Source organism: Streptomyces bluensis, assembly GCF_014650715.1.
Lineage (GTDB): Bacteria > Actinomycetota > Actinomycetes > Streptomycetales > Streptomycetaceae > Streptomyces > Streptomyces bluensis.
Map to the genome: position 1 here is coordinate 62,403 of NZ_BMVM01000007.1, position 24,706 is coordinate 87,108.

At 68.5% G+C, this 24,706-nt stretch carries 19 protein-coding genes and 2 pseudogenes; 6 read left to right on the top strand and 15 right to left on the bottom strand.

The window, feature by feature from the left end:
- Positions 1 to 173: 173 nt before the first annotated feature.
- From IE262_RS18980 to IE262_RS18995, 4 genes are all read right to left on the bottom strand, one after another.
- A complete protein-coding gene (locus IE262_RS18980) occupies positions 174 to 1,289 on the bottom strand; it encodes a pyridoxal-phosphate dependent enzyme (RefSeq protein ID WP_189875066.1) in 1,116 nt (371 codons plus the stop codon).
- A 2-nt stretch (positions 1,290 to 1,291) separates the two neighbouring features.
- Entirely contained in the window at positions 1,292 to 2,485 is a 1,194-nt protein-coding gene (locus IE262_RS18985; protein WP_134027796.1) for a M24 family metallopeptidase, read from the bottom strand.
- A gap of 20 nt (positions 2,486 to 2,505) precedes the next feature.
- Positions 2,506 to 3,570, bottom strand: coding sequence for a PLP-dependent cysteine synthase family protein (locus IE262_RS18990; RefSeq protein WP_134027798.1), 1,065 nt, complete (start codon positions 3,568 to 3,570; stop codon positions 2,506 to 2,508).
- Positions 3,571 to 3,636: 66 nt separating this feature from the next.
- Entirely contained in the window at positions 3,637 to 5,472 is a 1,836-nt protein-coding gene (locus IE262_RS18995; RefSeq protein WP_134027800.1) for an asparagine synthetase B family protein, read from the bottom strand.
- A 268-nt stretch (positions 5,473 to 5,740) separates the two neighbouring features.
- Here IE262_RS18995 and IE262_RS19000 point away from each other — a divergent pair, with 268 nt between their 5' ends.
- Both IE262_RS19000 and IE262_RS19005 read left to right on the top strand, forming a co-directional pair.
- Positions 5,741 to 6,163 (top strand): hypothetical protein, encoded by a 423-nt coding sequence (locus IE262_RS19000; RefSeq protein WP_134027802.1) that lies wholly within the window; start codon positions 5,741 to 5,743, stop codon positions 6,161 to 6,163.
- A 491-nt stretch (positions 6,164 to 6,654) separates the two neighbouring features.
- Positions 6,655 to 7,239 carry a class I SAM-dependent methyltransferase gene (locus IE262_RS19005; protein WP_189875069.1) on the top strand — a complete coding sequence of 195 codons (585 nt, stop codon included), beginning with the start codon at positions 6,655 to 6,657 and terminating at the stop codon, positions 7,237 to 7,239.
- Positions 7,240 to 8,042: 803 nt separating this feature from the next.
- Here IE262_RS19005 and IE262_RS19010 read toward each other — a convergent pair.
- From IE262_RS19010 to IE262_RS39530, 6 genes and pseudogenes are all read right to left on the bottom strand, one after another.
- Positions 8,043 to 9,026: an NAD(P)H-binding protein gene (locus IE262_RS19010; RefSeq protein WP_189875071.1), complete on the bottom strand. Its 984-nt coding sequence runs from the start codon at positions 9,024 to 9,026 to the stop codon at positions 8,043 to 8,045.
- 272 nt (positions 9,027 to 9,298) lie between these two features.
- The gene (locus IE262_RS19015; RefSeq protein WP_189875073.1) at positions 9,299 to 10,333 is read right to left on the bottom strand and encodes an alpha/beta fold hydrolase; all 1,035 of its coding nucleotides are present in this window, start codon (positions 10,331 to 10,333) and stop codon (positions 9,299 to 9,301) included.
- A gap of 41 nt (positions 10,334 to 10,374) precedes the next feature.
- Positions 10,375 to 11,101 (bottom strand): annotated as a pseudogene (locus tag IE262_RS19020) (SDR family oxidoreductase).
- Between the two features lie 742 nt (positions 11,102 to 11,843).
- A complete protein-coding gene (locus IE262_RS19025) occupies positions 11,844 to 12,659 on the bottom strand; it encodes an oxidoreductase (RefSeq protein WP_208329629.1) in 816 nt (271 codons plus the stop codon).
- Positions 12,660 to 13,197: 538 nt separating this feature from the next.
- Positions 13,198 to 13,767, bottom strand: a complete 570-nt coding sequence (locus IE262_RS19030; RefSeq protein WP_189875075.1) for a TetR/AcrR family transcriptional regulator — start codon at positions 13,765 to 13,767, stop codon at positions 13,198 to 13,200.
- A gap of 9 nt (positions 13,768 to 13,776) precedes the next feature.
- Positions 13,777 to 14,184: a hypothetical protein gene (locus IE262_RS39530; RefSeq protein ID WP_373305080.1), complete on the bottom strand. Its 408-nt coding sequence runs from the start codon at positions 14,182 to 14,184 to the stop codon at positions 13,777 to 13,779.
- 194 nt (positions 14,185 to 14,378) lie between these two features.
- Between IE262_RS39530 and IE262_RS19040 the strand changes: the two genes are divergently transcribed.
- Entirely contained in the window at positions 14,379 to 14,597 is a 219-nt protein-coding gene (locus IE262_RS19040; RefSeq protein ID WP_189875077.1) for an alpha/beta hydrolase family protein, read from the top strand.
- Positions 14,598 to 14,809: 212 nt separating this feature from the next.
- Here IE262_RS19040 and IE262_RS19045 read toward each other — a convergent pair whose 3' ends face one another.
- From IE262_RS19045 to IE262_RS19060, 4 genes are all read right to left on the bottom strand, one after another.
- Positions 14,810 to 15,181 carry a hypothetical protein gene (locus IE262_RS19045; protein ID WP_134027810.1) on the bottom strand — a complete coding sequence of 124 codons (372 nt, stop codon included), beginning with the start codon at positions 15,179 to 15,181 and terminating at the stop codon, positions 14,810 to 14,812.
- 425 nt (positions 15,182 to 15,606) lie between these two features.
- On the bottom strand, positions 15,607 to 16,155 hold the full coding sequence (locus IE262_RS19050; protein ID WP_134027811.1) for a TetR/AcrR family transcriptional regulator: 549 nt from the start codon (positions 16,153 to 16,155) through the stop codon (positions 15,607 to 15,609).
- Positions 16,156 to 16,181: 26 nt separating this feature from the next.
- On the bottom strand, positions 16,182 to 16,655 hold the full coding sequence (locus IE262_RS19055) for a nuclear transport factor 2 family protein (RefSeq protein WP_134027812.1): 474 nt from the start codon (positions 16,653 to 16,655) through the stop codon (positions 16,182 to 16,184).
- A 94-nt stretch (positions 16,656 to 16,749) separates the two neighbouring features.
- Complete coding sequence (locus IE262_RS19060) at positions 16,750 to 17,091, bottom strand: hypothetical protein (protein WP_229877336.1); 342 nt, start codon at positions 17,089 to 17,091, stop codon at positions 16,750 to 16,752.
- 424 nt (positions 17,092 to 17,515) lie between these two features.
- Between IE262_RS19060 and IE262_RS19065 the strand changes: the two genes are divergently transcribed.
- From IE262_RS19065 to IE262_RS19075, 3 genes are all read left to right on the top strand, one after another.
- Positions 17,516 to 18,535, top strand: a complete 1,020-nt coding sequence (locus IE262_RS19065) for an AraC-like ligand-binding domain-containing protein (protein ID WP_189875079.1) — start codon at positions 17,516 to 17,518, stop codon at positions 18,533 to 18,535.
- A gap of 178 nt (positions 18,536 to 18,713) precedes the next feature.
- Positions 18,714 to 22,640 carry a golvesin C-terminal-like domain-containing protein gene (locus IE262_RS19070; RefSeq protein ID WP_189875081.1) on the top strand — a complete coding sequence of 1,309 codons (3,927 nt, stop codon included), beginning with the start codon at positions 18,714 to 18,716 and terminating at the stop codon, positions 22,638 to 22,640.
- Between the two features lie 17 nt (positions 22,641 to 22,657).
- A complete protein-coding gene (locus IE262_RS19075; RefSeq protein WP_189875083.1) occupies positions 22,658 to 23,065 on the top strand; it encodes a hypothetical protein in 408 nt (135 codons plus the stop codon).
- Between the two features lie 1,119 nt (positions 23,066 to 24,184).
- Here the strand turns inward: IE262_RS19075 and IE262_RS19080 are convergent.
- A pseudogene (locus tag IE262_RS19080) lies at positions 24,185 to 24,638 on the bottom strand (transposase).
- Positions 24,639 to 24,706 lie beyond the last annotated feature (68 nt).

Here is a 24,706-nt window from a genome sequence, read left to right on the forward strand (position 1 = left end):
GCGGGATCAACCTGCCGGAGGACCGCGGAGACCTGATCGCATCACGGCCCCGGCAGCGGCCCCACCCCCGGCACTTCTCCGGAGCCACCACCCCGCGGACGGGCCGTGCGCGCGCAGAGGACGCTGCCGGCCTGTCCGCGGGGCAGGTGCTTTCCGTGCGTGCGGAAGGGCTGTCACATGCCCTTCAGGCCATGAGCCGTGGCCAGCGCCACCACGAGCGAGCCGTCAGCCATGGCTCCGGCGGCCCGTGCCTGCTCGACGGCCACCACGGCGGCCGCGCTGCTCGGTTCGAGGGGCAGTCCCGCTCGCCACACGCGGCGGGTCCCCGCGGTCGCGGCGGCGTCGTCCACCACCTCGGCCCGCCCGGCCGAGAGCCGTACGGCCTCCAGGGCCTGCAGGGCCACGCTGTTGCCCGCGAGTGAGGGCATGACCGACGTGCCGCCCGGGAACGAGCCGTGCGGATCCGCGCCGTCCAGCACGGCCGAGACCCGCGGGAACGGCTCCACCAGGCACAGGCGAGGCACCGGCCCGCTCCCGCACAGCTCGCGGAAGCCGAGGTACACGCCCCACGCCAGATCCCCGCGGGAGGCGGGGACGACGACCCAGTCGGGCAGACGGCCGTCGAGGTCGGCCCGGATCTCCGCGGCGAGCGTCTTGTAGCCCTCGATCCCGAAGGGGCTGCTGCCGACCGGTGGCACCACCACGTTGGTCACCGGCAGCACCGTCCGCGAGTCAAGGTATCCGGCGAGGTGCCGCCAGCGCTGTTCCGCCTCCGGGAAGACGACGACCTCGGCACCGAGGTCGCGCATCAGCCCGACGACGTGTCCGGGCGTGTCGTCCGTGACCGCGATCTCGCAGCCCAGACCTGCCCGGGCGCAGTACGCGGCCAGCGAGACGCCCGCGTTGCCGGAGGAGGCCGCGGCCACCACCTCGTACCCGGCGTGCAGCGCCCGCGCGACGGCGAGGGCACTGAACCGGTCCTTGTGCGATCCCGTGGGGTTGGCGCCCTCCCACTTCAGCCGCAGATCGAGGTCACCGGCCGTGTCGCACCGCAGCAGCGGCGTTCCGCCCTCTCCGAGGGTGGGCGCCCCCGCGTAGGGCAGGCGGACGCCGTCGGTGGCGTCCGGTTCCCCGTACACGCAGGCCAGGTTGGCCGGCGTGCCGTTCCTCAGACAGGACGGGCAGCCTCGCGGATGGTCGTCCAGCGGCTGATGGTCGCCGCAGCGGATGCACCGCAGCGAGCGCAGGGCGGGGTGGCGGGTGACGGCCCGGGCAGTCGGCGCTCCCATCGTCAGCCGATCACCGTCAGACGGCGTTCCAGGGTGGTCAGCAGCCGGTTTCCCCCCGCGGTCACCACGAACGGGTCCTCGATCTGCACCGCACCGAGCCCGAACTCGTAGTACGGCGTCTCGAAGTTGACCACGGTCCCCTCCTCCAGACGGTCGTCGTTGTCGGGGGTGATGAGGACGGGGTCGTAGATCTCCACCCCGATGCCGTGCCCGACGTGGTGCCGACGATAGTGCGGCACCCCCGCCTCACGCACCGCCTCCATGGCCAGGTCGAACAGCTCCTTCCCCGTCATGCCGGGGCGGGCCTCGGCCAGTGCCCGGTCCTCCCCGGCGACCATGGCCGCGTGGTACCGGGCGAGCCGGTCGGACGGCTCGCCGAGGCTGTAGAGGCGCGCGATGTCGGACCAGTAGCCGTCGAGGACGCACCCCACGTCGAGCCAGAGCGAGTCGCCGCGCCGCAGCGGCTCCCGGGACACCGCCTGGCCCGCGACCCCGCCCCGGCCGAAGCGGATCAGGGTGAACTTGGGCCGGGCCCCGGCGGCCACGACGGTCGTCTCGAACTCCCGCACGAGCTCCCGCTGGGTCACCCCGGGCCGTGCCGCGGCCGTGACCGCCCGGATGCCCTGCTCGGTGACAGCGGCCACGGCTTCCAGCCGGCGGATCTCCTCGGGCGTCTTGACCTTGCGGGTCCAGCGCAGCACCTCGGCCCCGAGCCGTACGTCGGCTCCGGGCACCGCCTCGCGCAGCACGTCGAGGTAGCCGTGCGGCACCCCCTCCTCGTCGACGGCGATCCGGGCACGCTCCAGCCCGGCCGCCCGCAGGGTGTGCACGAGGCCGTCGAGGGCGGTGGCGGGCGCCGGCCCGTCGACGGCGATCCGCCACAGCGCCTCCTCGTCGTCGCTGAGTACGGCGTCCTCGCCCTTCTCGCGGTAGAAGGTGCCGTATCCGACGGCCGACGCCACCGGCGGCAGGACGTCCTGCACCTGGTCGGCGTCGCAGCGGGAGGTGACCAGCCGGACCTGTTCGGGCCGGTCGCGGGTGAGAACGGCGTAGAACTGCCCGGAGTGCGGGAAGACCTCCAGGGCGACGCTGGGGACACCGGTGAGGTAGTAGACGTTCTCGTACGTGGTGGCGACCACGGCGTCCAGGCCGAGTTCGTCCATCCGCGCGGTCAGTCGTTCCAGATTGGCCGGCATCGCTGCTCCCTCCGGGCCGTTCACCATGTGGGTGCGGGAAGGTCGTCGGCTCCCGCCCGGGGCTCGGGCACGGCCGGGCTGACCGGGTCGCGGGCGGCTTCGATCAGCGCGTCGAGGGAGGTCAGGCCGGCCTCCTCGATGGTCTGCAACAGCCCGCGCGACCACAGCCAGTCGTCGTCGAAGGTCTCGCCGAGGTAGTTGGCGCCGTCGTCGGCCGCCACCACGATGATGCGGCTGCCGGGGTGGTGGTGGGCGTGGTGCAGCGCGCCGAACACGGCGAGCCCGGCGGACTCCCCCACCAGGACGCCCTCGGTGCGGGCCAGCAGCCGGCAGGTGGCCAGCCCTTCGTGGTCGGCGACCATGTGGACCCGGTCGATGACCTCCCGGTCCAGGCAGCCGGGGTGCCAGCCGAGGCCGATGCCCCGGGTGGCCCAGGTGCCGTGCGGGTAGCCGAAGGTCGCGGAGCCGATCACGTCGACGCCGACGGTGACGACGTCGGGCCGGGCGCGTTTGACGGTGGCGGAGATGCCGCTGATGTGCCCGCCGGTGCCGACCACGGTGACCAGCGTGTCGAAGTCGGGGTCGTCCGCGAGCAGTTCGTGCCCGGTGGTCTCGGCGTGGGCGAGCGGGTTGGCGGGGTTGTTGTACTGATCGGGCCAGAAGGAGCCGGGGATCTCGGCGAGCAGTTCCTTGACCCGCTGGATCCGGGCGCCCTGCAGGGAACCCTGGGCATCGGGTTTGTCGACGACCTCGATCTCGGCGCCGAGGGCGGTGGCGTAACTGAGCATCGAGCGGGGCGCCTTGCGGTCGGTCACCAGGACGATCCGGTAGCCGCGGACCACCCCGATCAGCGCCAGCGCCTTGCCGACGTTGCCGGAGGTGGACTCGATGATGGTGCCGCCGGGGGGCAGCAGTCCGTCCTGTTCGGCGTGGTTGACCATCGACAGGGTCGAGCGGTCCTTGATGCTACGGCCGGGGTTCCAGCCCTCCAGCTTGATCAGGATCTCCGAGCCCGCCACCGACCAGCGCTGCAGCCGGACCACCGGAGTGTGTCCGATGGTGTCGAGGAGGCTGTCTCTGATCACGGTTGGACCTCGCAGAGTTCGGTGTCCGTCACGGGTGTCCTCCGGTCGGCGGGTGGTGGGGGCCGGTCACAGGACGAGCCGCACCCGGTAGTGGTCCAGCCACAGGTTGAGCTGGAGGATGAGCTCGACGCTCGCGCGCGCCAACCGGTCCTTGGCCAACCGGTCCGGCTGACCGACGAGTTCGGTGGCCGCCGTCAGGTCGGTCAGGGGCCGGGCGGGGGCCTCGGTGTCGGCGAGCATCGCCTTGAACTCCTCCTGCAGTCGCGCCGGGTAACCCGGGTCGTGACTGATCGGGGTGGCGCTGCGGGGTCTGCGGACGACCTCCTGCGGCAGCAGGTCGGCGACGGCCTCGCGCAGCAGGCCCTTCTCGATGTCGCCGTGCCGGTGCATCTCGGCCGGGATGTTGTACGTGTACTGCAGGAGCTCATGGGTGTTGACGGGCGAGCGGACCTGGAGCCCGGTGGCCGAGAAGATCGAGGAGTCGCCGCGGAACTGGGTCAGCACGAGGTAGGCGACCGTGCGCATCTTGCGGGCCCAGTCGTCCTCCTCCGGGAGGTGCTCGACGCCGGCGACGGCGGAGGCGTAGGTGTCCGCGTAGTACGTGGGCAGGTCGAGCCGTGCGAGCAGGTCCTGGTTCACCAGCCCGGTGCCGAAGCCGTTGCGTGCCCCGTGCCGCTGGGCCAGGGCGATCCACGGGAAGGTGCCGGACTCGACGAGCCCGCGGTCGTTGCACCAGGTGGCGCCCAGGAAGGCGTTGTCGGCGCCGAGTCCGGTGAAGACCACCTTGTGACCGTCGGCCGCCACCCGCTGGAGGAAGATCTGCTGCCAGGCGTCCATGTCGTAGATGCGGGTCGGGCAGTCCTTGGCCCGCAGCATCGACAGCCGGACGACGGGGTCGAGGATGTCGGCCGCCTCCAGCTGCACCACGTGGTGCAGCGCGTCGACGTGTTCGGCGACCATCCGGGCGTAGGGCTCGTCCTTGCTGGTGCGCATGGCGTCGGAACGGAAGCCGTCGTAGGCGTAGTCGATGGTGTACGCGTGCAGCCGGCCGAGGTCGCGGCGGCGCAGTTCGGCGGCGATCAGCGCGGTGACGGAGGACGAGTCGACGCCGCCGGAGAGGGTGACGGCGGCCAGGTCCGCGTCGAAGGGGGTGGCGGCGCGGGCGCTCTCCTCCAGCATGGCCCGGATGCGGGCCACGGTGGTCTGCAGGTCGTCCTCGTGCGGGCGGGTCTGAAGCTTCCAGTACTGCCTACGGGTCCAGCCCGAACGGCCGAACACCGCGATCTCCCCGGCCTCCACCTGGGAGAAGCCGGAGAACAGCGGGCCGGTGGGAACGGCGTGGCAGATCACCTCTCGCAGTCCGGCCGCGTGCACGGCCGGCTGCACCTCGGGGTGCGCCAGCAGGGCCTTGCGCTCCGAACCGAAGACCACGCCGGTGGGGGTCTCGGTGAAGAAGAGCGTCTGCCCGCCGAGTTGGTCCCTGGCCAGGACCAGCTCCTCGGTGCGGCCGTCCCAGACCGCGAGGGCGAAGGCCCCGCTCAGCCACGGCACGAAGTCACTGCCCCAGCACAGGTACGCCTGGCTGAGCAGTTCCGCCGCGGGGGCGTCCGGTGACACCGGCCGTCCGGCACCGCGCAGCCGTTCGCGCAGCGCCGTGAGGCCCCCGGGGGCTCCGGTGAGGCACAGCACGACGTCGTGGCCGTCCGCCTCGGTCACGACGGGCTGGCGTCCATCCCCGGGCTCCACCACCAGCGCGCGGTGCCCGAAGGCGGCCCTGGGCGACGTCCACACCTTCTCGCCGTCCGGTCCGCGATGGGCCAGGGAGCCGGTCATCGCGGTGATCAACGGCCGTTGCAGGGCCAGATTGCGAGAGAAGTCAATCCAGCCGACCAGACCTGACATGTCATCGCCCTCCGACGTCCGTCCACGGGTACGCACACTGCCCTTTCCGATGCCGACGGGCGCCGGCACCGGATCGGCCTCTCACGCTTCCCGCGAGGTCTCGAGGTCGGATCGTGGGCCGCTGAAGCGGCCGGTGCCGGATCCGGCAGCGATGAGTGAGCACGTTGCTTACCTACATGTAGACTGTCTATATTTCCGTCAAGGGCGGCCGATCCGGACGGGCGCCGGCACGGCGCCTCGACCACGCGCCAGAAAGGGGAACAGACGCATGGCGATCAAGGAGACGACCCTGAGTGATCTGCGCAAACTGCCATGGGCGACGATCATCGCGCTGGGCGCCTTCTCACTCCTGCGACCGATCCTGAGCATCGTCGGGGCATACGACGACGGACCCCTCAAGAAACCGGTGGGGCCGCTGATCCTCACCGCGCTGATCATCGTCGTGTGGATCGGCACCGCCGTGGTGCGCCGCTTCCCCCGCCCGGTCGAGTCGCTGGCATTCGTCGGCGTGGCCTACGGCGTCCTGGCACTTCTGCTGAACCTCTCGCTCCAGCCGTTCCTGGACGACGCCGAGGTGCCCCCGGTACCCGGCATGATCGGCATCCTGGTCTTCAACGCCGCGCAGGGCGCGGTCTGCGGCCTGATCGCCCTGGCCCTGCTGCGTTGGCGCTCCCGCTCCGGCAGGGCCTGAAAAGCACGGCGGGCCCCCTACACCCGGCACGCTCAGCGCGGACGGGTCCGATGCACACCCCATCAGGCCCAAGCACGCCAGGCGATCAAGGACTGTGAGCGGTTCCTTGCCCGCTACCCAGCAGCCCTCGGAGCCGGAGCCGACCCAGCCGTCGCCACCCGCACGAAAGGCCCACTTCACGAGGCCCTGGACATCACAATCAGTCACGAACACGCCACGAGGACCGCGACCGTAAGGTCGAGGCCCTCGTCTGCGTGTCGTCAGCGGTTGTGTCCGAGGGGGCGAGTTGACCACTGACGACAAGGTCGGTGGTGCCGCAAGGGCGGCTCCACCTCTGAGACTGCTGTCGCCATACGCGGAGGTTCGGCTGGGCCGCGGCGTCCATTGTCGCCGCGATCCGCGCCCGCTTCTGGGATCACATGCCCGAACTGCGGCGGCATCTCGGTACTTGGGCGGCGCGCAGCTGTCCCGCCCGCACGCGAAGGAGCCGAATGACGACCACCCCTGCCACCGCCGACTACTGGGAGCCGCTCTGGGCCGGCGGACGCCGGTACCGGGAAGTCACCAGCAGCGAGGCCACACTCCTTGCCGACTTTGTGGGACCCGGCCGAGGACGCCTGGCCCTCGACATCGGCACCGGCTACGGCGCCCTCGCCCACCACGTCCACAAGCTCGGTTACTGCACCACCGGAATAGACTTCGCACCCAGCGCCATCGCCGCAGCAGCCAAGAACGCGCCCGGCCACCAGCACGGCGAAGGGCCGACCTGGCGGCTGATGGACTTCACCAACGAGAACCTCAGTGCCCTGCCGGACCCGGCGTACGCGATCGTCACCTGCCGCCTGGCGTACCGGTGGATGGACGACAAGCCGGCCTTCCTCGATCGCGTCCGGCAGGTCCTGGCACCCGGCGGGATCTTCTGGGTCGTCACCGAACTCGGCGGCCGCCGCGAGGACAGCGATCCGAACAAGCACCTCGGGATCACCGTCGCCGAGGCCGAGACGCTCACGGCAAGCTGGTCCGTCGTACGCACCGCCGATCTCGACGTGTTGCGCTGCTACGCACTCCGCCCCTGAACCCGACATGGGAGCCGACTGCGTTGGACATCGAACGACAGACACGCCTCGCCCGGGACGCCTACGGAAATCACCATCTGCGGCGCGGTACGCCCGTGACCGATGTGGACCAGATCACCTGGGCCCCGCAGCGAACGGCCCAGGAGACCACCTCCTGGGGGACCTCAGGGGTCTGCGCGTCCTGGACCGCGCCTGCGGCCCCGCCCGGCACGCCGCGCACCTGGCCCCACCTACCACGCACACGTGGACGCCGTCGATGCTTCCCTCAGCCTTGAACCGGCCCGCAGCACCGGCTCCTGCCCGTCCTGGCGACCTGTACAGCCGGCCCCCGGGCTGTCCTCGACGCGCGGCAGTCGATCAGACCCAACGCGGCCGCCTCGGCGGCGAGAGTCGCGCCGCCGATCGCGAACGTTCGAGTGTTTTCCAACGTGGTGTCAGGTGCGTAGTGACCGCTCGTACGACCGCGTCGTGCACCTCGGTGTGGGTTGGGGTCGGCAGGCCGCGTTCGGCGGCGAGTTCGGTCAGGGAGGTCAAGTCGACGCGCTGCAACCGCCAGGGTGGTGTTTGTTCCTCCACAGGTCCCCGGCAACCTCATCGCTCGTGTCCTCGCTCATGACCGCAGTTCGTTACAGCCCGTGCGGCACCGCGTACCAGCCATGGCACCAGTACGTGATCAGCCGGCCACAACCGCTCGCACAGGCGCCTTGCCCACAGCGCTGCTCTGCACCGCGCTCCGCCCGTTCGCCGTCTCCTCCAGCGGTGAGCGGTGGCGCGCCGGAAGACCGGCTTCCTCTCCGGGCCGGTCAGTGGCTCGGAGCAGCCGCCAGTTCCTGGATGCGCGGATGGTTCTCCAGCGCCCACCGCACGGTTTTCGGCGGGCGCCCGAGCAGGGTCTCCAGTTGGTCGGTGACGCCGCGGTACCCTCCGCCGCCGATCAGCCGGGTCAGGGTCTTCAGGTGCGCCGCAGTGTGCGGATACTCGGCGAGGTTGCTGTCCACGTAGGTCTCGTTCCAGGTTTCGATGTCTTCGGGAACGTAGACGACCTCGCGTCCCAGCACGGCCGCGAAGTCCTCCGCGAACCCGTGCATGTCCTTCGCTTCCGGACCGTTGAGCTCGTAGGACTTCGAGATGTGCGGCGCCGGGTCGGCCAGGATCTTCGCGGACACCTCCGCCACGTCGTAACCCACGACGGGCGCGAGCCGGTGAGGGCCGAAGGGCAGGCGCAGTTCACCCTTGCTCAGCGGCTCCAGCGCCAGCCAGGTCATCAGGGGGTTCTCGACGAACATGGCCCCCCGGATGTTGACGGTCGGAAGGCCGGACCACTCCAGCACCCGCTCGGCGACCCAGTGGGCCCGCTGCTGCGGCGACCACTCCGTGACGTTCCCGCCGAGCCACGCACGCCGCTCTGCCTCCGGTGCGGTCATCTTCTCGACCGTCATGAAGGACTGCTCGAACTCGGAGATGTTGACGAAGACCTCGATGTCGCCCTTGGCCCGTGCCGCCGCGGCCATCAGGCTGACGGCGTCGGTGTAGTACGGCGACAGGCTCATGCTGAAGTAGATACGTCGGACGTCCTTCAGCGAGGCGGTCACGTCGGCGATGTTGAGCAGGTCTCCGACGAAGACCTCGGCCCCGGCCTGGCGGAGCGCGTGCGCGCGTTCGTCGTCCCGTCGCACGAACGCGCGCACCGGGTGCCCTTGTTCCAGCAGCATGTCGACAATCGTTCGGCTCACACCGCCGATGTGGCCGGCGGCTCCGCTGATCAGGATGGGATTGCGCTCTGGCATCGTTGGGTCCTCTGTCTGGTGACGTAAGTCAGCTGTTGGGAAAGCCGCAGGATGGGGTCGGCGACCGTCTTGCGGCGCTTGGGTGGCCTGGGGCGTCTATGCCGTCGCTCAGCGCGGTGGCCGGCCAGGGTCTCGGTCTGGCTCGCGGAGGTGACCATCCGCGCCGGAGGCGGTCGATGACGATGAAGCCGCCGGGCTCGGTGGCCGCCTCCACGCGGGCCTTGGGCCCTGATCCAGTCGGACCGTGCCCGCCAGGCGGATCCTCCGCAGGGTCATCGGGGCGAAGAGCCATCGATGCGCTCAAGGAACTCCAGAAGCGCGGCGCTGACCTCCGCGGGACGCTCCTGCTGCGTCCAATGCCCGCAACCCGGCAGCACCACCACGTCGTGCAGTTGAGGCGCGACGGCGCTCAGCGGGTTGCCCGACCCGCCCTCGCCTCGCAGAATCTCGCCCAGAGAGCTGCCCCCGTCCGGCCCGCGCAGCGAGGTGACCATGTCACGGTCGCCCACCACGTACAGGGCAGGGACGTCGATCCCGCGCCCCCGGAAAGCAGCGAGCAGCTCGTTGTTGCGCTCAATGTTCCGGTACCAGTTGAAGGCTCCGGTGAACGCCTGCTCCCCGTGCAGGGCGAAGTCCTCGGCGTACGCCTGGATGTCCTCCTCCGTCAGCCAGGCCGGGAGGTCGGGCGACTGCGGCATGGTGTCCAGGAGACCCAGGCCGTCGGGTATGACCAGCGGGCGGGGCTCCCTGCCGAGGGGGTTGTCGCCTGAGGCACCGACCAGGAGGCGTCGGAAGGACTCCGGGATGTCCTTGGCGAACTCCGCGTCGGCGACTCCCGGCTGCTGGAAGTAGACCTGGTAGAAGCCCTCGCCGTACTGGGTGCGGGTGATCGACGGCGGGACCATCCCGCCGGGCAGGATCGGCGGAATGCTGAGCCCGGCCACCGCGCGGACCTTGTCGGGGCGCAGCATCGCGGCGGTCCAGGCGACGGGTGCGCCCCAGTCGTGACCCACGACGATCGCCTGCTCCTCGCCGAGTTCCTCGATCAGGGCGATCACGTCGCCGACGAGGTGGAGCAGCGTGTACGAGGAGACGTCCGGCGGCTGCTCACTGCGGGCATAGCCGCGCTGGTCAGGAGCGACGACCCGGTATCCGCCCGCTGCCAGCGCCCCGAACTGGTGACGCCAGGAGTACCAGCTCTCCGGCCAGCCGTGCAGCAGGAGGACCAGCGGACCTTGCCCCTGCTCGGCGATGTGCAGTCTGACGCCGTTCACGTCGACGAAGCGGTGGGTGAGCGAACTTTCCATGAGCATTTCCATGAGCCTTTTGGATCTATGAATTGAGGAACCTATGAATCGGTGCGCGCGTGCTCTTTCTTCAGCTGCCCGTACAGGGCTTCCAGGTCGGCGGACAGTTGCGACTTGACCCAGCGGGTGATGTCGTCGGCCAGCACCTCGTGCGCTCCCGCCTCGATGCCGTCGAGCGCGGCCACGGCGACGTCGCGGGGGTCGGCCTTGGGTGCGTCGACGCCCGCCGCCATAGCGGTGTCCACGTAGGCCACGTGCAGACCGGTCACCGCGATACCGCCCGGCTGCAACTCCAGGCGCAGAGAGTTGGTCTGCGACCACAGGGCGGCCTTGGAGGCGCCGTAGGCCGTTTCGTCGGCCAGCCAGGACCGGGCGGAGTGGACGTTGAGGACGTGGCCCCCGCCGTTGCGCTCGATGATCGGCACGAAGGCCCGGGTCACCAGCAGCGGCCCGTAGAAGTTGGTCTCCATATCCCGGCGGACATCCTCCATCGAGGAGTCGAGATATTGAGGCGCGGACCGAGGCGCCGGCGTTGTTGATCAGGATGGTGACGTCCTGGGCCTGCTCGGCGGCCGCCGCGACGGACGCCGGGTCGGTGACCTCCAGCGCCAGCGGAACGGCACGGGGGGGAGGGGTCACCGTGCGCGGGTCACGTGCCGTGGCGTAGACCTTGCCGACTCCGCGCCCGCAGAGCTCCTCCACCAGCATCTTGCCGATGCCCCGGCCGCCTCCGGTGACGAGGACGGTGGCGCCTTCGATCGCTGTCACGACTACCTCCAAGAGGCTGGAAACCGATCGGTTTACCCACCGTAAACCGATCGGTTTTCTCGCGCAAGCAGGGTTCATAGTTGACTGAAACGCATCAGCAGCCACGGGGGCGATGACCTCACCGAAGTCCGGCGGCCAGCCGCGGGCCCACCCGGGGTCGGCGATTACGGGCGACCGCCTTGCGGCGGCGCAGGGAAGTCAGGGCGGCAGCTGCTCGGGCGGACCCGGCAGCGGCCGGGGGCTCGTGGCGCGAGCCACCGCCGCAGGGATCGGTTCACTGTTGCCCACCTGGGGGACTGCCGGGAGACGATCAGCCCGTGCGGCGGCTCGACGACGTAGCACGCGGCCACATCCACGTCCCGGCTGCTGCTGGCCACTCGGGCCGTGGCCCGTGGTCGCGCTCTCCTCGGGTTCGCCGGCGTTGAGATTTGGAGAGATCGCCCGGTGTCGCCCTGACCCGCAGGATGCCGCCGGTCACATCACGGGAGACGTCGTGCTCCTCCACGGCCGCCTGGCCGAGCGGCCCGGGCCGGAACCCAATGGCCACCATGGGCGGCTGCTTCCCCGGCTGCTTGCCGTACGGCAGCCGGCTCAGCAGCACCGGCCACGGTCCGCCGAGACTTCCGCACGCAACGCCCTACCGTCACGCATCTTGGCCGGAACATCAACTCGATCCGGACATGCGCCATGTGCCGCTTCCTGGACGTCTTGTACTTGTGGCTGCGCTTGGGACGGGCAGGTGTCAGCCGGCCAGCTGGTTGAGCTTGCGGATCTGCTTGTCAAAGACCCCAGCAGGAGCGAGGCGGCGCAGGGTGCTGGCACGTCCGGCCAGGAGACCGGCGGTGTAGCGCAGCTTCGGCTTCGGGTCGGTCGCTGCCGCGACGATCACTTTGGCGACGATGGCGGGGTCGTCGCCGCCCTTGATCGCCGTCTCCATCATGCGGTCGAAGGCGCGCCGCTGGTCCGCGTAGACCTCCAGGGGCGTGTCGGGTCGCGGGCTGTTGGCCTCGAATCCGGTGTTGGTGTAGGCGGGTTGGACGACAAGCGCCCGAACCCCATGCTCGCGGACCTCGTGGTCCAGAGACTCGGAGTACCCCTCGATCGCATGCTTGGAGGCGGAGTAGACGGCCATGTAAGGCGAGGGGAGGAAGCCGACCACGGAGGAGAGGTTGATGATGCGTCCGCGCCCCCGGGCGCGCATGTGTGGCAGGACTGCCTTCACCATGCGCATCACGCCGAAGACGTTGACGTCGAAGACGACCTGGGCCTGCGCGACGGAGTTCTCCTCGGCGGCACCCATCAAGCCCATACCGGCGTTGTTGACCAGGACATCGATCCGGCCGAACCGGTCGATCACCTGCTGGACCACGGCGACGACCGAGGCATCACTGGCCACGTCGAGATCGAGGAAGCTCACACCGTCGAGCGAGGTGAGGCGGGAGGTGTCGCGGCTGGTGCCGACCACGTCGAAACCCGCTTCGACCAGCGCGAGCGCGGCTGCCTTCCCGATGCCGGATGACGCACCCGTCACGAGTGCCACCGGCCGATGTGTGCTCATCATGGACTCCCGAACTCACTGAGAAACCGATCGGTTTCTCACAAGGTAAACCGACCGGTTTCAAGGTGCAAGCCCAGGGAATGCTGTCCGACCGGCGCCTCCTACCAGAACGGCGGCGGCATGGGCAGGGGCAGCGCGCCGGAGAGACATGAGAGCGTCATCCGCTCAGCGATCGCTGATTCAACCGCCCAGGGGCTACCACGACACCTCTACCGAGGCGATCCACCTTGGTGACGCGGAACATGGAGGACACCCGCCTCCAGCGGCCGGCCCCTTGCTTCCCGGCAGCCATCCGAGGGAAGCCTGATAGCCGTAAGGGTGTGATGAGCATGCCGTGTGCGAGGAAAGCCGTGGCATCGTTGACATCTGCACCCAGCGGCAGGAGCCCGGTCCCCCAGAGCCCCATCCAGTCGGCTCGGACGATCTCGCGGTTCCTGGTCATCACCCTCCGCGCCTTCGGCCGCCCCCTCGAAAGCCAAGCGCGGACGTCGACCCCGTGCGCCCAGTCAGCCACCAAGCCCCGCCCGAAAGCGATCCGTCAGCGCATGCCTGCCGCGTCGAGCAGGGTGGCCACTGTGGGGGCGATGAGGCCTGTGAGGTTGTCGGCTCCGATCCCCGCGCGGGCGCTGGCGCCGTCGAAGACCAGGCTGAGCTGTCGGGCCAGCAGGTCGGGATCGCTCGCGCCGCCCTGTTCGGCCTCGGCGCGGAAAAAAGCCGTCAGGTTTCCCTTGACCCGGTGGGCCACCTGGCTCGCGGGGTGGCTCTGATCCTTGAGTTCGATCTGCACGGCCAGGTACTGGCATCCTCGGAACTCGGGTGCACCCGCCTGCAGTTCCACCTGCTCGAAGACGTGCAGGATCCGCTCGCGGGGTGAACGGCCGTCGTCCGCCGCGGGCAGGAGTGCCGTCACGAAGGCGGTAGCGCGTTGCTCCAGGCTCGCCGCCAGCAGTTCGTCCTTGCTCTCGAACAGTTGGTACATGGAGCGCTTCGACACCCCCGCCGCCCTGCACAGCGCCTCGATGCCGATGCCGACGCCGTCTCGGTAGGTGAGTGCGGCCGCCGCCTCCAGCAGCCGGTCTCGGGGACTCGGCTTCACTTCGGTGCTCATACTGTGAGGTTAACCCGATTCGGGCGAAACATAAACCGATCGGTTTCCGTGGTCCGCCGGAGGGGTGAGCCGAAGTTCCTCTACACCAGGGCGGCGGTCTGGCTCAGACTTGAGGTCGCACCGGCCCGTCACACCGAAGCCGAACACCGCGGCCGCCACGAGGCCGGCGGCCATCGTCAACCAGCCCCGGGCCGGACCGGCGTCGGCCTGGGCGTCACAGGAGAGGATCGAGCGGAGGCCGCCGGTAATCTGCCGCAGCGGCTCGAACTCCGCCAGGACGGTAGAAGCCAGGCAGCGCCGCGATCTGCGGCCAGTCAGTTCCTTGCCCACCTGCAGCGATGCGCCCTCGGCCGCCTGCGCCGTCGCCGACCGGGCCAGACTGGAGCCCAGGCTGTCGACGGACTGATCGGTCAGCACCGTCAGAGCCGGGCAGGCCGGGGAACGGCAGCGGCAGCGGAGTTCCGGTAACCACCCACCTCCGTGCAAGGGGTCGAGCGGGCTCAGAGGAGACGGCTGCCTACGACGCCCCCTTCCCATCCGAGCGGCACTTCGCCGGAGCACGGCGGTTCCCTCAACTCGTACCGCTCGACGGCTCAGACCCGCCCGCCTCGATGCTGAACCGCGCCTGGGCCGGGCTGGCAGCCTTCGAGAGGCCGTTCCTCACCGCCTTCGCCGACCATGAAGACATCACGCGCGCATTTGAACGGATCCTCCAGGCCCGCATTCCGGGTGCGCGGAAACAGGACCATGTGACGGTCCCCGACGCTGGCCACTTCCTACAGGAGCAGCAGCCGGACCTGCTGGTCGACACCATCCTCAGCCTCGGCTGAGAGCCGATCTGCACGTCATCCGGCACTGTCCGTGGCCCACCACACATGCTTGACACCTGCTGATGCTGTGACCTCCCCGCTGGGACGCTCGCACGGGACGAGGAAGCAAGCGGTGTGTGCGTTACGGAAGGAGCGCTGGTAGCCGCGCGGGCACAGGCCGTCCATGGCGGTCGACCGGTCCCCGGCCCCCTCAGGCGGGCGTGCCCCTGGCATCAGGGGTCCGCCAGTGCACCGGCGTCGAACGGGTTCAATCCGGTGTCGTCCACGAGACGCATCGCCACCTGTCGCGGCTCCTCGGAGCCTGCGGCCACGCTTGACCAGAGACCGCCCCAACTGCTCGGCGTTGTGCAGGCTTTCCACTGCTCGTTGCCCACCGCTTCGATGTTCCTACCCAGCTCGGGGTAGTGGTTGGACGTGTCGATGACCACCGTCTCGGCGGCACGGTGGCGAACACATCGGCCAGCTCCGGGACCACCGGCCCAGCGCATTTCCCGGTCGGCTACTCGGTCACCGCAGAAGACGTACGCTTGTACGCCCTCCGCCGCAGTGCGGTGCTGCGCCGCCATGACGTCGTCGAACTGCACGCAGCACTCACCGCGTGGCTCACCCTCAACCCCGCCAGCCCACCGAACAAAGACACGGCGCGGCGAGTGGAACAGCAACCCGGGAAGCGTTGACGCCGCCCGACAGCTGGGCAGGGGCCCTCCACGATCAGGCCCCTGCCCAGCTGTCGACACGCGGCCACAGGATGTGGCGCAGATCGTCTGACATGTCGTTCGGGGCCGTCCTTGGGTTTGCTGCGCCGACCGCTGTGCCGCTTCTGCGATCCGTCACCGGGCCGGTACGCCGGGAGAGCGTGGGACGGTACGGCCGTCGCCCGGACGCCGCCCGGGAGGAGGCTGACCCGGAAGAGGCCTGCCCGCGGCTGGGCGAAGAAGCCGAGTCCCACCAGCCGAGCTGGCCTACAAGGAAGACTCGGGGGCCTCGTCGCCGAACTGCCGGTGTCGGGTCATCGAGCGGTGAGGACGTGTGCCCACGGCTCATCGATGTCGGCCAGACCGAGCACGGCGACCACGTTGTCGAGCATTCCGGCGCCGAACCAGCGCCGCACCGCGTCGTCGTCGCCCAGCAGCTGCCGAACGGTGTCAACCTGCTTGGCGTAGCACCGGCGCACGGCCTCTGCTACCAGCGGCTCGCCGGCGGCACAGTTCGCGTGCATGAGGAAACGCAGGATGCTCCGGTCCGCGACGAGCGCGGCGTAGGCGCCGCGCGCCGCATCCAGCGCCGCCTCGGGCGCCCGCCCGGCCTCACCCGACGCCGACGAGTGAGCGACCAGCGTTTCGGTCATGACGACGGACACGTGGTCGACCACCGCCGCGAACAGCGCTTCCTTGTTCGGGTATAGGCGATAGAGATACGGCTGAGAGATGCCGACCCAGTCTGCGATCTCGTGCGTCGTCGTACCGTAGAAACCTTTTTGCGCGAAGCAATCGACCGCGGCGGCCATGATGGTCCGACGTCGTTCGTCGCTCTTCGTGCTGGTACCGGCGGCGGGCATGGCAATCAGTTAAACAGGCTCTCCCCTCAGCCTCCAAAAGTCACGCTGAGGTCAGGGTCGGACGGCACGTCGTGGGGTGTGAGCGCCTCGATCGCTACCAGCGGGTTCCAGTAGTCCAGGTAGTGGGTGATGACCGCGTCGCCATCGGTCTGGACGACGGAGATGCACGTCTGCTCGTACGGCTTGCCGGTCGGCAGCGCCGTGCCCGTCGAACGGAATTCGGCAATCACCAGACTCGGATCGACCGTCTCGTGGAACACCAGGTCGACGAACTCCACGTCAAAGGTCTTGGGAAAGTTGCTCATGTGCGCGCGCAGTGCGTCTCGCCCCGTTACCCGCTGGGGCACGCCGGCCGGCGCGTACGGGAACTCAAGCACCGCATCCGGGGCGAACAGCTTCACCCATTCGTCGGTGCGTCCTGCGGCGGTGAGGCGCAGGTGCTCGGCCACGGCGTGCTGGGCAGCGGCACGGCGGGCGGCCCCGTCTTGCTGGACTGTCATTTTCGCTCCTACGTTAGTGGTCGACCTATAACTTACCACGGCAGCAGGGCGTTGCGAGTAGTCGAGCAGGGGTAAGGCCAGGGGATCCCGGTTGTCACCGGGAGGCTTCGCGGTGCGTCAGGACCAGCAGAGCCCTCACCAGGGCGGTCCCCCATTTCCGGTCGGTGCGTACCTTGCCGAGGACGCGCCAGTTCTTCAGGGGGGCGAAGCCGTCCTCGACCGGCGCTCGTACCGCGGCAGGGGCCTTGTTGGACAGCTTCTGCCCTCGCGTCAGCGGCCGGTTCCGGGCGGCCTTGCAGCCGATGATCACCGCCGGATCGGTGTCGGGACCACTGTCGTCGAGCCCGACGAATCCCAGGTCAGCAATGGCTCCGAGGCCGACCGCGCGCAGCCTGGCGGTGAGCCGCTCCAAAGGATCAGCCTCAGAGTGCCCCATCCACACTCGCTCAGCACGTAACACCGCGGCCATACAACGAAGGAGGGCATCTGTATTGCGCGGTGGCCAGGATCTCGGCGGCCGAACCACGATTTCAGCCGCCGCCGACACAGTGTCCTCGTCGAGGAAGGCGCCCAGCCGCATCAGTGAGGCGGCCGGGCAGGCATGAGCCGTGCAGCGAGATCCTGGCCGGCCAGTCGCCGTCGGCCCGGCCGACCAGAGCCGACTCCGCAGAGCATCGCTTCACGCAACCGAGGCTCGGCACCAATCGAGAGCGGCTGGTACGCGTCCTGAGCCATGACCGGGGCGCCTCCGCCGGGGCATTCACCGGATGTGTATCTGTGGATGGTGTACTCCTGCCTTGCCCTCATCAGGGTCATACCAAGGGGCCCCGCAGGGATTCGCAGGGCGGTGGGGAGGCGACATGCTGATGGAAAAGGTATTCCGCAGTGAGGACTTGTCCCCGGCGGACCGGTTCGACTGCTGGCGCGAACTGGTCGGTCAGACGCATGCTCCACTGGAGCTTCGCAGTGATTATCGGGCGGATTTTCGGGCCTCTCAGCGCGTGCTGGACCTCGGTGCCGTATCGGTGTGGCCGACAACCTTCCAGCCGGTGTGCTTTCGGCGGACGCCGAGACTGATCCGGCAGTCCGATCCCGAAGGGCTGCACATCTCACTGCCTTTGAGCGGGGCGCTGCGCGCTGTCCGGGGTGAGGAGGAGGCCGTGTACGGTCCGGACAGTCTGTGCGTCATCGACACCTCGCGGCCCGTTGACGTCTATGGGGGTGACGACGCCAGTCTGCACACGGGAGTTGGGCTGGAGGTCCCCAAAGCGCTGCTGCCAGTGCCCCGGAACCAGGTAGACCAGGCGGCCCGGCTGCGGCTGTCAGCGCAGGACGGGTTCGGCTCCCTGCTGGCACAACTGCTCACCCAGTTGGCGAGAGACACGGATTCGTACCAACCGGCCGATGGGCCCCGGCTCGGGACTGTCGTGGTCGACCTGTTGTCCGCACTGATCGCCCATGCCCTGGACTCGGACAACTCTCTCCCACCCGAAACCCACCGGCAGACCCTCTTCCTACGCGTCCGTGCCTTCGTCCAGGGGCACCTGCATGATCCGCAACTGACGCCGCCCGCCATCGCCGCCGTACACCACATCTCCACCAGCTACCTGCACCGCCTCTTCCAGGAGCACGGACTCACAGTCTCCGGCTGGATCCGACGTCAGCGTCTCGAACATGCCCGCCGCGACCTGGTCGACCCCACGCTGCGAGGCACCGCCATCCACGTGATCGCCTCCCGCTGGGGTTTCCCCCGAGCTGCCGACTTCAGCCGCGCGTTCCGTAACGCGTACGGCATACCTCCGAAGGACTACCGGCGCCACGGCTCCGCCTCGGCCGGAAGTTCCGGGCACAGCCTTCCGGTAGGTGGAACCCGGGCGTAGAGGCACAGCCAACTCACTTGTGCGCTCTGTGCTAACGACTCGTCAGTCACTGCCAGGGAGTCTTTAATGCACCTGCCGCTCAGAGCACAGAAGATGAGAGGGGCGATTCGTGGGAAGAACTCCCAGGGAGAGACATATACGTGCCGGCTTATTCCTGGCGACTGTGCTGGCGCTGTGTATGGCTTCGGTCAGCGTTTCGTTCGCGACCGGAGCGACGCACGACCCGGTACCGGTCGCCGACACCAGCAGGCAGCCGGAGCCGTCCGGGCCCAACCGGACAGTCGTCCCGGTCGCTGACCGGGACGAGGTGCTGGGTGCGGACTGGAAGGAGTCCGCGGACCGGGCGTGGACCACAAGCAGTGACGCCGAGGGCTTCCATCTTTTGGTGGCCGATGCCAGGAAGGGGTATGCGTGGCGCACCGCAGCCACGCTGAACGAGCCCGGCTTCGAGGCCGACATGTGGATCGGCAACGCGTGCGTGACGGGCTCCGGCAAGCGGGCCGTGGTGGCGTACGCCCCGCGCACGTTCACCAACAAGGCGCAGCTGATGAACCGCGGGGCATTCACCGCCGTGGTCGACCTGACCTCGGGCGCGGTGACGAAGCTGACGGTCCAGGCGTCGCTGGCGTACTTCAGCCCGGGCTGTGGGACGGGCGAGACGGCCGTTGTGTCGCGGTTCTCCGACGAGGACGTCAACACCACGCAGCTGGTGACGATCGACGCCGCCCAGGGCACCACGGGCACACCCTTGAAGGTGGACGGCCAGGTCACGTCCGCCGTGCCGGGCGCCCACGGGCACATCCTGGCGGCGGACTCCGCGCGCATCGTCCGGATCGACGCGAAGACGGGACACCGCGTCCCGGTGGCGCGCACCGAACAGATCCCGTTCCTCCTGCGGCCGGACGCGGACGGCGGGCTCGTCTTCATGGACCGACCCGTGGCCAGGAGCCGTTCGGTCCAGGCCCAGGGGGCGGTCAAACGCGTGGGCGCCGCAGACATCGAGGCGGGACAGCCGGGCAACGCCACGACAGCCCGGCTGGCCACGGGCGACCTGACCGGGATGGACCTGTCGGCCAGCGCGAGCGGGACCGTCTTCATCACCGGAGAGGCCACTGTGGCCGAGAACCTGCCCAAGACAGTGAAGTACCCGAAGGTACCAAAGGACTTCCGGGCTTCCACGCGCGCAGAGGCTCTGTCCGGCGCGGTGTGGGCAGACGGCAAGGACGCCCGTGCCGCTCAGGGCGGCGATGTGCTGGTGCGCGCGGCCCGTGTGAGTCTGACATCGGTCGGCACCGGGAAGAACGCACGGTTCGAGGTCATGCCCGTGGCAAGCGGGACCCACAGCGGGGAAGGACGCGAACTGTCCCCCGCGCTGGCCGGCCCGGGCGGCACGAAGGCACCCGGTTCCGGGCTGCTGGCGGGCGGCTCCCGCACCGAGATCGTCGAATCGGAACGGACCTGCTCGGTACCGCGCAATGACTACCGGAAGCAGGCATATCAGCCCACGCCCCGTCAGATCGAATGGGCTGTCGACCAGGCCATCTCGAACAACCTGGACAAATGGATCTCGCGGCCGGCCAACTGGAAGAACCTCGGCATGTCCGCGTACAAGCCGCAGACACTGTTCCCGCGCAAGTCGCTTCGAGGCGGTGGCCAGATCCCGGCCCAGGTGATGCTCGGCATCACGGCGCAGGAGTCCAACATGTGGCAGGCGGCGCGGTTCGCGCTGCCCGGCGTCACGGCCAACCCACTGATCGGCAACTACTACGGGACGCAGTACGACCCGGACGGCAAACAGACCGACCCGTTCGGGATCTTCTGGCCGGAAGCCGACTGCGGCTACGGCATCACCCAGGTCACCGACGGCATGCGCATGCCGGGCAAGGAGAAGCCGGACGAGACATCACTGACCAGCACGCAGCAGCAGGCCGTGGCACTGGACTACACGGCGAACATCGCGGCCGGCGTCAACATCCTGATCGACAAGTGGAACCTGACCCGCGACGGCGGAATGGTCGTCAACGACGGTAACCCCAAGTGGCTGGAGAACTGGTTCTTCGCCCTCTGGGCCTACAACTCGGGGTACTACCCGGAGTCGGACGCGGACAAGAACAAGGGCAAGTGGGGACTGGGCTTCACCAACAACCCGGCCAATCCGCTGTGGAAGTACAACCGCACCCCGTTCCTGGAGCGGAAGGACGGAGCGGACGACTACTCGCAGGCCGCGCACCCGCAGGACTGGCCCTACCAGGAGAAGGTGCTGGGCTGGGCGGCTCGCCCGCTTGAGGCGTTCGAGGCGCCGGGCGAATCGGTCTCCGGCTACCGCGCGGCGTGGTGGAACACACCGGACTACCGGACCAAGGTCAAGCCCAGCGAGGGCATCTTCTGCACGGCCGACAACGAGTGCGACTCGACCAGGATGGGCGACAACGACTCCAACGACCCCGGCAAGGGCGCCTGCACCCGCGAAGACCTGTACTGCTGGTGGCACAAGTCCGTCACCTGGAAGAACTGCGGCAACGCGGAGTGCGGCAACGCAATCCACCGCTTCAACGCAAACGACTACCCGGAACAGGCCGACGGCACCTCCTACCCGCCCGACTGCAGCTGGGACATGCCCGACACGCTCATCGTGGACGACGTCCCGGACGGCGCCCCGAACCCACGCTGCGGCAGTTCCAGTTCCCAAGGCACCTTCTCGCTGGACTTCGGCGACGGCGTCAAGATAGGTCCCGCGCCCGACGACAACTACGTCTGGCCCGCGAAAGTAGACACCCACCAGCTCGGGGCCGGCTACGGCGGGCACTTCTACTTCTCCCACACCCGCAAGGACACCGTCCCCGGCGGGTGGGACGAGAACGACAAGATGCAGATGACCGGAACCTGGAAACTGAACCAGCCGCTCGACGGATGGGCACGGGTCCTGGTGCACATGCCCGACCACGGCGCCCACACCCGCCAGGCCGCGTACTCGATCAGCACCGGCACGGAGGTCAAGCGGCGGGTGGCCCAGCAGCGCACCAGGAAGAACCAATGGGTCAGCCTCGGCGTGATGAAGTTCTCCGGGACTCCGAAGGTGACCCTGTCCACCGACACCCAGGACGGGGACGGCACCGAGGACATCGCGTGGGACGCGGTCGCCTTCCAGAAGCTGCCCGGCAAGCCGGAAAGCTTCATCGTGGCGATGGGCGACTCGTACTCCTCCGGAGAGGGCGCCTCGGCCCAGTTCGGTACCGACTACTACCCGGAGACCGACTACGGCGGCGACCAGGGACGGCTGCGCAACGCCTGCCACCGCTCCCCGTACGCATGGTCGCGCCAGGCGAAGCTGGCTGATTCCAGTCTGTCCATCGGGGACCGGGCGAACCAGTTGGACCCGTCCATGGACTACCACCTGATCGCCTGCTCCAGCGCCACGACGGACAACGTCAAGATGGGCGGCGCGCCCAAGTACGGCGAGCCGTCCCAGATCGACAAGGGGTACCTGGACGAGAACACCACCCTGGTCACCCTGTCGATCGGCGGCAACGACGCGCGGTTCAGCGACGTCATCAAGAAATGCATCTTGGGCCTATCCGAGTGCATGTTCGAGACATTGGGCGGGGACAGCGAGCCGCTCATGGACGCTGAGCCCAAGCGCATCGAGAACAGCGTCAAGGCCTCGATCGTGGAGACGCTGGACGAGATCCACGCGATGGCCCCGAACGCCAAGGTGGTCCTGATGGGCTATCCACCGCTCATCTCGGACGGCGGTTCCTGCCTGAGGAAGTACCTCATCAGCGGGGAGGAGTCGGCGTGGCTCAACGACATGGGCGAGACCATGCTCCAGTCCATGAACGACGCCGTGATCCAGGCCAACGACGCCGAGGAAGCGCCGTACGTCACGTTCTCCGACCCGGAGCAGAACTTCCAGGGCACGGCGATCTGCGGCAGCCCGGAGACCATCCACGGCATCGTCATGGACCTGACCCCGGGCGACGACCCGTTGATCGACTGGGGTTCCTGGGAACTGGGCCCGTCCGCCCAGTCCTTCCACCCGAAGATCGAGGGCGCGCGACTGTACGCCGACACCTTCGAAGACACGCTCCGAGCAATGGGCCTCTGACCCAAAGAAGGGACAACATGACGAGAAACCGCTGGAAGGCCTTCGGCACCGCGCTGTTCAGCGCCGTCCTGGTGGCCGCACTGTCCGGCTCTGCCTCTGCGGACCCTGGCGACGACATCCTGACCAGGGAAAACTACTTCGGCGAGAGCGAGTTCCAGGGGGACGGCGAGCATCTCGGCTGCCTGGACTTCGCAGCCGACGGCTGGGGCACCAGGGCGGCCATCGAGGAGTGGCACACGGGCACCAACTCCTGGCAGGAGACCACGCTGCGTTGCTTCGACGACACCAGCCAGCCGAGCGACAGCAGCGACTGGACCTGGGTCAACGGATCCATCAAGGACGGGACGATCGTACGGATCCACCAGTGGTCGTCCAAGGGCAGTTCCATAACTGCCAGTGTGTACAGCGAGTCCGGCGTGGCCTGATACGGATCACGTAGGAGTGGCCCCGCATGCCGGACAAGCAGCGGTAAATTCGTTCAGGAGAGGGGAAAGCGTTGGACGGAAAGCTGGCAATTCAAAGAGCAGTGGCGTCTGCCGGAGTTCTCATCGCAGTATCGGCGGTGTCCATCACTGTGGCTTCACCCGCATCGGCTGTGACAGCTGACTGTGTGAGATACCTTCAGGGTAAGAGCTACGCACCCACCACAGCGAGAATAAATGCATGCTACGTCGCCGGGCACTATTCTGGCTGGACGGACAAGGCGTACAAGTATCAGATTTGTGTCACTGAATTGATACGCTCCGACGTCAGATCCGCCCATGCCGGCGAGGCGTGCGATTATGCGCAGGACAGCGCTTGAGCCTCGGTAGGCTCTGGTGGTCGCTGACCGAGCGGTGTGAGCTGCACTGAAATTGACGGTGCTCCTTGACGCCAGGGTCCCGATCCTGGGGAAGGGCACCGTAGACCGAGGCGTGGCCCGTCACTTTCTCCGTGGTGACGGGCCACGCCTCTGGTGGTGCCGCCCCAGGCGGAGGCCCGGGTGCGCACGGTCGGGTTGGCAATCGGACGGGCGGCCGTTCCGGACATACCGAGTGTGCGGTGCGTCGGCCGTGCACCGGGTGGGCTACGGCCTGAGGCGTTCGCGGATCCGAAAACGGGGTTCGGGGTGATCGGGCGCATGACGATGGCCCGGGACTGAGGGACCCGGGCCATCGTCTGGTTGCAGCGGAGGAGAACAGTCGCAGTCGCAGTCGCCGTCAAGCCGTGATCGGTATGACGTTGCAGGTCTCGTGGACTAGGGGTTCCTCGACAATTTCGGTGTCGTACAGGCAGACCGTCAGTTCACCAAACCCTCTGGCGGCCTTGGTGCGCACGTCATAAACGGCGTGTGATTCGGCTACGGCCGCATGGCCAGTGCCCGCCAGAGTTACCACGGTTGCCAAGGAACCTATCCGTGCGATAGTTCGCCTCAACGAATTACCCCTTCGTTTACTTACCCAGGCCGGTCCTATAGTGGACCGGTGTAGCGGGCGCGTTTTAAGGGATGCCCCGTTAATGATCTTTGATGGGCCATGTCTGCGCGGATTGCTCGTCGGGAACGTCTATCTGGCGAAGGTGAGGTTGTGTAGGCGGGCGATGCCGAGCATGGCGTGGTGGATGCCTTCGCCTTTGAGGCGGCAGTCGCGCAGGATCTTCCAGGTCTTCATGCGGGCGAAGGTGTGCTCGATGCGGGCGCGAACCTGTTTGTGGTACCGGTTGTGTTCTTCTTTCCAGGCCGGGAGTTCAGCTTGCCCGGCCGCTCGCCGGTGGGGGATCACCAGTCCGGTGCCCTGGTAGCCGCCATCGGCGAGCGTCGTGGTGGTGCCCACGGCGGCCTTGGCGCCGGATTCCTCCCAGCCGCGGGAGTCATGGCGATTGACGGGCAGCGGTCGGCCGACCACGCTGGCGCATCGTCAAGTTTGTGCGCCAGTACGTTGTCACGACGAAGCAGCGCGGGCTCAACCCAGTGAATGGAGCTATCCAGGACGGCTCGGATGCCGTGATCACAACTGCCACAGCGCATCATCATCGCAGGGCGAGATCGCTTCGCCCTTGAACACGATGGGCGCCCGCGACTGCGCGCT